The sequence below is a fragment of the Corynebacterium sp. HMSC059E07 genome, assembly GCF_001814395.1.
Classification (GTDB): domain Bacteria; phylum Actinomycetota; class Actinomycetes; order Mycobacteriales; family Mycobacteriaceae; genus Corynebacterium; species Corynebacterium hesseae.
In genome coordinates this window covers 93,524-101,264 of the sequence record NZ_KV816336.1, presented here as the reverse complement: position 1 = coordinate 101,264, position 7,741 = coordinate 93,524, and the positions used below count along the sequence as shown (strand labels likewise).

Sequence of the window (7,741 nt, the reverse complement as noted above, 5' to 3'; positions counted from 1 at the left end):
TCTATCAGGGGTAATGAGAACTGAACCCCAGCTATTGCTGGTGATAGCAATTGGTCGTCTGAAGTCTATCAGGGGTAATGAGAACTGAACCCCAGCGGGCAATTGTACGGCAGACAGAAGGGTTGAAGTCTATCAGGGGTATTGAGAACTGAACCCCAGCCTCACTACACTGCTATCAATAGCTTAGTGAAGGATTTCCAGGGACGCGGAAAGTCGAATTGTCGCAAAGACTCTGAAATTGATCTCATCATCTATTGACAGCGAAGCGCCGTAGCCCTAGCTTAATTCTTCTAACTTCTTAAGGAGGAATCATGCTACTTGCTGAAGCCTTGGCCGAGCGCGCTCAGGCGCAGGAGCGCCTCAACTCGCTGAGTGACCGGCTTGCGGCGACGGTCCGCATTCAGGAAGGCGATGAACCGGATGAGAACCCGACGGATCTCCTCCGTGAGCTCGAGGGCGTGACCAAGCGCATCGACGAGCTTGTCATCGCCATCAATGCCACGAACACGGCCACCGCGTTCGACGAAGAGATCTCGCTGATGGAAGCGCTGGCACTGCGTGATGGACTGCTGCGCAAGCGCCGCATCTACCAGGGATTGGCCGAGCGCGCGGGTGCGCGCCAGGACCGCTACTCCCGCTCCGAGATCAAGTTCGTAGCCACCGTGCCTGTGCCGAAGCTGCGCGAGCGCGCCGATGATCTGGCCCGCCAGTACCGCGAGCTGGATACCCGCATCCAGCAGTTGAACTGGAATACGGAACTGATAACTAAATAGCGACTGCCGCTAGTTGTGCCGGATCCTTGCGGCACGTAGTCATGTCGCGCGCCTCATGCGCGCGACGGTAGCCCACACTCTTCGCAGCGAGCGCAACCCTTACTGGGCAGGGAAAAGCCCAGTGCTTCTCAGGCGCCTTCGTAGCGCAAGAAGGCAGGGAGGTTCGATTCCGTCCCACTGTATGGTGTACCGCGCTGGTACGGAGTACACGTGCACATTGACGGGGCATACCCCGCAGTATTGTTTATTGTTTATCACCGCCGCGCTGGGCGGAGAGTGTGGGTGAGGGTTTGGGAATGGGGACTATACTTCCGGCGCACTGCTTTCCAATTAAGCTGGTGTGCCATGAGCGAGCAGAAGAATTACAGCACCGATAATCCGTTCAAGCCGGGACTCTGGCGCCCCGTCGAGGGCTTTGAGGACCTGACGGATATCACCTATCACCGGCTCATCAGTGACGGTCCGAAGCCACAACGTAAGGACGGCATCGTCCGCATCGCCTTCGACCGCCCCGAGGTGCGCAATGCGTTTCGCCCGCACACGGTGGATGAGCTTTATCGCGCGCTGGACCACGCGCGCCGCACGCCAGATGTTGGCACGGTGTTACTGACCGGCAACGGGCCTTCCCAGAAGGACGGCGGCTGGGCGTTTTGCTCCGGCGGTGACCAGCGCATCCGCGGCCGCTCCGGGTACCGCTATGCCACCGAGCACGCGCACGATGACGCGACTGCCGACGAATCCACCGTCGACACCGCCCGCGAAAAAGTTGAGGGCGGCCGCCTGCACATCCTGGAGGTTCAGCGCCTCATCCGCACCATGCCGAAGGTGGTCATCGCCGTGGTCAACGGCTGGGCCGCCGGCGGCGGGCACTCCCTGCACGTGGTGTGCGATATGACCATCGCCTCCCGCCAGGAAGCCCGCTTCAAGCAGACCGACGCCGACGTCGGCTCCTTCGACGCCGGCTATGGCTCGGCTTACCTGGCCAAGATGGTGGGCCAGAAGTACGCCCGCGAGATCTTCTTCTTGGGACGCACCTATGACGCGCAGCGCATGTACGAAATGGGTGCCGTCAACGAGGTGGTTGACCACGCCGAGCTGGAGGACGCTGCTATCCAGATGGGGCGCGAGATCAACATGAAGTCCCCCACCGCCCAGCGCATGCTCAAGTTCGCCTTCAACCTCACCGATGACGGCCTCATGGGCCAGCAGGTCTTCGCCGGCGAGGCCACCCGCTTGGCCTACATGACCGACGAAGCGGTCGAGGGCAAGGAGTCCTTCTTGGAAAAGCGCGAGCCCAACTGGGACGATTTCCCGTACTACTACTAGTCCCAAGACAGGAGATCACCCCGTGCTGTACTTTGCCATTGCCCTCGCGGCCATCGCGCTGGTTGCTGTCGTGGGTTCCCGCGTATGGATGCTGCGCCACATCAAGCAGGCCCAAAGGGACGGTGAGCGCCCCTTCGACCAGGAGGACGAACTCATCAATCCCTACGAGCACCACGGTTAACTAGCGCTTTATGCCCACACGTGGGCACCCATACCCACTTTAGTTCAATGCATTGAACTTTTTATTCCATCGCGCTACTCTCTTTTTGATGCATCGTTGAAAATCAATCACTTCGATCTCTAAGGAGAGACCCCCTCGTGTCCAATCATCGCCACCCCCAACGTGCCGCCCTTCTCACTCTTGTTGGTGCCACCGCCGTGGCCATGACAGCCTGCAGCACGTCCGCTGACTCTGCTAAGGATTCTTCCAGCGCTGCTGAATCCGACACCATCACGGCCGTCGCCACCACCACCCAAATCTGCGACTACCTCACACACATCGCAGAAGGCGGCCTCACCCTGGAAAAGACGGATGCCCAAGGAGAGAAAACCACTACTGGCAACGGTGACACCACGCTGGAGCTAACCTGCTTGCTCGCCCCGAATGCCAGCGCCCACGAGCACGAGATGACTCCGAATCAGATGCAGGCACTCGCCCAAGCGGACTACCTCTTTACCAACGGCGTTGACCTCGAGCACTTCTTGGATCAAGCCATTGCTTCCTCCGGGTTCCACGGCACTATGGCTGTGACCTCCGGTGTGAAAAACTCCGGTGACGCCCCCGAAGGCATCAAGGTGAAGGAAGGCTCTCACCGCATCGACGTCAAGCCCTGGCCGTTTGCTGGAGAGGACGGCGAAGAACCAGAATTTAGCCACGATCCACACGTGTGGACCTCCCCTAAGCAGGCAAAAATCCAGGTAGAGAATATCGTCGAAGAGCTCGCCACGAAGGCTCCGTCTGTGAAGGAAGCCGGCGCAAGTTACGAAAAGCAGCTGGAGGATCTGGATGCGTGGGCCGCTCAGTCCCTGGCTGACATTCCGCGCGAGGATCGCGTTTTGTTCACCTCCCACGATGCCTTCGGCTACTTCGCTGATGCCTACGATGTCACCTTCATCGGTTCTGCATTGAGTGATTTCAACAACCAGCAAGACGCCACCGCCTCCCATATCGATGAGGCAGCACGCACCGTGCGCGAATCCGGTGCTAAGGCCATCTTCGCGGAGAACTCCAATAACTCGAAGTCCATCGAGGCTATCGCACGAGCCGCTGGCGTGAAAGCCATTACCGCTGAGGACGCCCTCTACGGAGACTCCTTGGGCATTCCAGGCAGTGCGGGCGAGACCTACATCGGCTCCCTCATCCACAACGTTTCCACCCTGGTCACCGCCTGGGGCGGAAAGCCGGCTGAACTGCCAGAATCCCTATCCGAGTTCGACTCCGCTCTCGCCCACTAATGGATTCCATACTGAGGCTTCACAACGCCTCCTGTTCCTATGGTTCTGTACAGATCCTCAGCGGGGTCAACCTCGACGTGAAGAAGGGGCAGGCAGTTGCGCTCTTAGGTGCCAATGGCGCGGGAAAATCCACCCTGTTTAAATCGATTGTCGGTCTGGCTTCACTCCATGGACTTGAAACTCCTCGTCCGCGTTTGGGTTATGTGCCTCAACACCAAGACACCGACCCCACCTTCCCCGTCACCGCGTATCACGTGGTGGAGATGGGGATACTCAGAAACGCTACCTGGTGGCAGCGCGCGCTATCCATGCGCAGCTTCCGGCCCCGGATCATAGAAGCACTCGAAGAGGTCGGCCTAGCGGATATCGCAACCACGCGCTTTGGTGAGCTCTCCGGCGGTCAGCGCCAACGCGTCCTCATCGCCCGCGCGCTGGTATCGGATCCGCAACTGCTGCTTCTCGATGAGCCTTTCAACGGCCTCGACCAGACCAGCCGCCGGGTATTGCTCGACACCATCACGAGGTTGAAAAAGCGCGGCGTAGCCTTGCTCATTTCCACGCACGATCCTATTTTGGCTCAGCGCACCTGCGACTGGGCTGGGCTCATTGCTGATGGCACGCTCACCCGCATGAACACCGAGGACGCCGTGGAGCGCTATGCCCAGGCCACGACCTTCCTGCGCGAGGAGATACGGCCATGATGCTGTTGCTCACCGCTCCTTATCTCCAGCGTGCGCTCGTTTTCCTCCTTATCTTGGCGATCGCAGGTGCAGTGGTCAGTGCAGTGGTCAACCTGCGTCGTATGGAGTTCACTGTCGAAGCCACCGTCCACTCGGTCTTCCCCGGAATCGTCGTCGGCCTTGCCGTCGGCGGTATTGCCGGTATTCTGCCTGGTGCGGCGCTAGTGGGAGCGATAACCGTGGCCGTTTTTGTGGCACTGAATACGCGTCAGCGTAGTACCTCCGATGCCGGCACAGCGGTAGTGCTGACATCCATGTATGGGCTCGGCGTGGTGATCAGCCTGCGCCACGGTGATACATCCGGGCAACTCGAGGCCCTCATGTTTGGCCGCTTGCTTGACCTTACGGCGGCACGCCTCTACCCCGCCGCGGCCTTTTGCATTCTTGCCGCAGTGGTTCTGGCAGTGACGTGGCGCTACCAGGTCGCCGTGGCTTTCGACCCCGTTGCGGCTGCTGCCCACGGCATTCCGGTCACCGCGGTCACGGTGGCAGCACACGCGGCCGTGGCCATGGTGGTGGTCGCGGCGTCGGCAGCCGTGGGCGTCTTGCTGGTCTTAAGCTTCCTCGTTGTTCCCGGTCTTGCGGCGCGGCTTCTGGCCCGCGGCCCCGGCAGCATGTGCCTGGCCGCTGCCGTGCTCTCAGTTGTAGCGGTGCTAGCCGGCTCTATAGCGATGCTCACGCAGACGTCCCACCAGCTCTCCCCGCAGGCCATGGTGAGCCTCGCTTTAACGCTCACCCTGATTCCTGCGCTGATTGTGCAGAGGAGGGTGCGATGAAACTAGCAGATCCCAGCATCCTCGTATTACCTGCAGCCGAAGCCATCGCCGTGGGTGTGCTGGCTGGGCTTGTGGGTGCCTTCGTCGTGCTCAGCCGCCGGGTTTTTTTCGCCGAGAGTCTCTCGCACGGCATCTTTCCCGGCGCGGTACTGGGCGTCGTGGGCGCCACTGCCTGTGGAATACACGCCACCTCCGGCCTGATGGTGGGTGCTGCGCTGGGGTGTATCCCACTCATTGTGCTCACGCGCTTCCTGGGCGGGGTGCGCGGCGTCAGCTCCTCCGCCGCGGCGGGTGTCACGTTGACCGTGGGCTATGCCTTGGGCATTGTCCTGCTTCGGTGGTTCCAGCCACTGCCTATTCGCGTGGATACCTTCTTGGTCGGTTCTCTGACCACGGTGGATTCCCGTGATGTCATGGTGGCTGTAGCGCTAGTTATTGCATGCCTGGTTATCCTGGTGCCGTTACGGCGCCAGCTCATCGCCACCGCCTTCGACAGGGATTCGGTCCGTGCTTCGGGCGGGCCAGCGCAGCTGTGCGAATACCTCGTACTCGGTGCGGCTACGGCGACCATGGTAGTGCTCGTCCCCGCGGTGGGAACCATCCTATCCCTCGCCTTGCTGGTCGCGCCGGCGGCGGGACTGCGTTGTTGGGTCTCCAGCCCCGGACACCTTCTGGTCGGCTCAACGCTGGTGGGGGTTGTACTTGCTACGGGCGGTCTGGCAGCGGCAGTCATCCTAGATCTCTCTGCGGGCGGCACCATCGCCGTATTGGCGGGCGTGTTCTACGTGGGAAGTACCGTGTGCCGGGCGCTACGCTAACTACCTGTGACTCACATCCTCTCTCCGTTACCTGTCGATCCGCGTGACCCCGCTGCCATCCTCGAAGATTTGGAGGCTGCTATCGCGGGGCAAGCAACCTTATTGCCACTTCCGGCGGATGACTTAACCCGCGCGCAGCTACTGCGTAACCACATGCGGGCGGGCGAGGCCATCGATTCCTCCATCGCGCTCGTCGTGGCAACCTCTGGGTCCACGGGCACGCCGAAGGGTGCGCAACTTAGCGCTGCCAACCTAGTCTCGAGTGCGGACGCTACGCATCGCGCACTAGGCGGCACTGGCCAATGGCTGCTGGCCATGCCGGCTTCTCACATCGCGGGTATCCAAGTTCTCGTGCGCTCGCTCGTCGCGGGGGTGGAACCGCTGTGCTTGGACCTCTCACACGGCTTTAATATCGGTGATTTCGCGTCTGCTGCACACGAGCTTCACGCGACTGGGGATCGCTCCTACACTGCGCTGACCCCGATGCAGCTGGCCAAGGCCATGGATTCGCTAGAGGGAATCGAGGCCCTGCGCACCTTTGATGCCATCCTCGTCGGGGGCGCTGCCACCCACCCGCAGCTGCTGAATTCGGCAAAGAAGCTGCGCATCAGCATCGTCACTACGTATGGATCCTCGGAAACCGCCGGGGGCTGCGTCTATAACGGTGAACCCCTGGATAGCGCGCGCGTGCGCATCGGCGAGAACGGCCGCATTTACCTCGGCGGGCCCATGATTGCGCAGGGCTACCGCAACGTGGACTCGGATGCTTTCATGGTCGATGAATCCGGCACTTCCTGGTTCGCCACCTCCGACACCGGCGCGCTTATCGACGGCCACCTCACCGTCACTGGGCGCCTCGACAACATCCTGAACACCGGCGGGCTCAAGCTGCACCCGGAGCAACTAGAGCAGCACATTTTGCGCGTCCCTGGCGTAGAGGCAGCCTGTGTGGTGGGAATCCCAGACCCGCGCCTGGGCCAGATGGTGGTCGCTGCCTATAGCGGCTGGGCCTCGCGTACCGACATTCTTGAGGCCCTCGATGATCTCCCCCGCTGGCAGGTGCCGAAGGACCTGCGCCGCCTGGATGCGCTTCCCACCATTGGCCCCGGCAAACTGGACCGCCAGGCTGTGGCCGAGTTGTTTGCCTAGGCCGGGTGTGCCGGGCGGACGGTGACATCCCGTGCGGCAACCTCCGCGAGGGAAAACTCATTAGCGCCGTGGCGGACCTCCACCAAGCCCGCTATGCGCGCAGCAACGACGACCTCATCGCCCACGCCAATACCGCACCGATCGAGGTAGCGCAGAAGTTCAGAATCTTCATCGCAGACACGCTGGATGATCAGGGGGACGTCGACAGGCGCGCTATCAAGGGTGCCGCCCTCCAACACGTCGATGACTCCCTGTGCATCCGGAATAGGATCGCCGTGCGGATCGCGGGTGGGCAAACCCAGGTGTGCGTCGAGGCGCTCGATGAAGCGATCGGAGCAGGCATGCTCCAGCAGGTCCGCATCCGCGTGAACCTCATCCCAGGTATAGCCCAACTCCTGTACGAGGAAGGTCTCGAGCAAGCGGTGACGGCGAACCATCCCCATGGCCAGAGCCTTGCCTTCTTTGGTCAGGCTCACCCCGGCGTAGCGCTCATGATGAACCAACCCCTGGGCGGCAAGGCGCTTAATAGCTTCGGAGGCAGTGGGCACCTTCTGGCCCGTGCGCTGCGCAATCTGCTTGAGCGGAACCGCCTGCCCGCCTAGGTGCTCGGAAAGATCCCACACCACCTTGAGGTAGTCCTGGGTCCGTTCAGGCAGGTCGTGGAGATGCATGGCCACCATTCTATCCGGCCCCTAAAACCGCGT

General features: G+C 61.3%; 9 protein-coding genes. 8 read left to right on the top strand and 1 reads right to left on the bottom strand.

Going from position 1 to position 7,741, the window contains the following annotated elements:
- Positions 1-311 precede the first annotated feature (311 nt).
- From HMPREF2967_RS11830 to menE, 8 genes are all read left to right on the top strand, one after another.
- Positions 312-773, top strand: a complete 462-nt coding sequence (locus HMPREF2967_RS11830) for a DIP1984 family protein (RefSeq protein WP_070686662.1) — start codon at positions 312-314, stop codon at positions 771-773.
- A 345-nt stretch (positions 774-1,118) separates the two neighbouring features.
- Positions 1,119-2,099, top strand: a complete 981-nt coding sequence (locus HMPREF2967_RS11825) for a 1,4-dihydroxy-2-naphthoyl-CoA synthase (RefSeq protein WP_070686660.1) — start codon at positions 1,119-1,121, stop codon at positions 2,097-2,099.
- A 22-nt stretch (positions 2,100-2,121) separates the two neighbouring features.
- Positions 2,122-2,280 (top strand): hypothetical protein, encoded by a 159-nt coding sequence (locus HMPREF2967_RS13300; protein WP_193628932.1) that lies wholly within the window; start codon positions 2,122-2,124, stop codon positions 2,278-2,280.
- A 203-nt stretch (positions 2,281-2,483) separates the two neighbouring features.
- Positions 2,484-3,554, top strand: a complete 1,071-nt coding sequence (locus tag HMPREF2967_RS11820) for a metal ABC transporter substrate-binding protein (protein ID WP_070686702.1) — start codon at positions 2,484-2,486, stop codon at positions 3,552-3,554.
- Positions 3,554-4,255 (top strand): metal ABC transporter ATP-binding protein, encoded by a 702-nt coding sequence (locus HMPREF2967_RS11815; RefSeq protein WP_070686658.1) that lies wholly within the window; start codon positions 3,554-3,556, stop codon positions 4,253-4,255. The genes HMPREF2967_RS11820 and HMPREF2967_RS11815 overlap by 1 nt, the downstream gene beginning before the upstream one ends.
- Positions 4,252-5,070, top strand: coding sequence for a metal ABC transporter permease (locus HMPREF2967_RS11810; RefSeq protein WP_070686656.1), 819 nt, complete (start codon positions 4,252-4,254; stop codon positions 5,068-5,070). Before HMPREF2967_RS11815 ends, HMPREF2967_RS11810 begins: the two co-directional genes overlap by 4 nt.
- Complete coding sequence (locus HMPREF2967_RS11805) at positions 5,067-5,888, top strand: metal ABC transporter permease (RefSeq protein WP_070686654.1); 822 nt, start codon at positions 5,067-5,069, stop codon at positions 5,886-5,888. Before HMPREF2967_RS11810 ends, HMPREF2967_RS11805 begins: the two co-directional genes overlap by 4 nt.
- Before the next feature lie 6 nt (positions 5,889-5,894).
- Positions 5,895-7,037 (top strand): o-succinylbenzoate--CoA ligase, encoded by a 1,143-nt coding sequence (gene menE / locus HMPREF2967_RS11800; RefSeq protein ID WP_070686652.1) that lies wholly within the window; start codon positions 5,895-5,897, stop codon positions 7,035-7,037.
- On the opposite strand, the gene HMPREF2967_RS11795 is transcribed toward menE, so the two are convergent.
- Positions 7,034-7,708: a metal-dependent transcriptional regulator gene (locus HMPREF2967_RS11795; protein WP_070686650.1), complete on the bottom strand. Its 675-nt coding sequence runs from the start codon at positions 7,706-7,708 to the stop codon at positions 7,034-7,036. The two genes, menE and HMPREF2967_RS11795, sit on opposite strands and share 4 nt — an antisense overlap.
- Between the last annotated feature and the right edge of the window lie 33 nt (positions 7,709-7,741).

Bases quoted from the DNA above. Each gene is read 5' to 3' on its own strand.
- HMPREF2967_RS11810 (WP_070686656.1), top strand. From the start codon at position 4,252: ATGATGCTGTTGCTCACCGCTCCTTATCTCCAGCGTGCGCTCGTTTTC.
- HMPREF2967_RS11825 (WP_070686660.1), top strand. From the start codon at position 1,119: ATGAGCGAGCAGAAGAATTACAGCACCGATAATCCGTTCAAGCCGGGA.
- HMPREF2967_RS11830 (WP_070686662.1), top strand. From the start codon at position 312: ATGCTACTTGCTGAAGCCTTGGCCGAGCGCGCTCAGGCGCAGGAGCGC.
- HMPREF2967_RS11805 (WP_070686654.1), top strand. From the start codon at position 5,067: ATGAAACTAGCAGATCCCAGCATCCTCGTATTACCTGCAGCCGAAGCC.
- HMPREF2967_RS11820 (WP_070686702.1), top strand. From the start codon at position 2,484: ATGACAGCCTGCAGCACGTCCGCTGACTCTGCTAAGGATTCTTCCAGC.
- HMPREF2967_RS11815 (WP_070686658.1), top strand. From the start codon at position 3,554: ATGGATTCCATACTGAGGCTTCACAACGCCTCCTGTTCCTATGGTTCT.
- HMPREF2967_RS11795 (WP_070686650.1), bottom strand. From the start codon at position 7,708: ATGCATCTCCACGACCTGCCTGAACGGACCCAGGACTACCTCAAGGTG.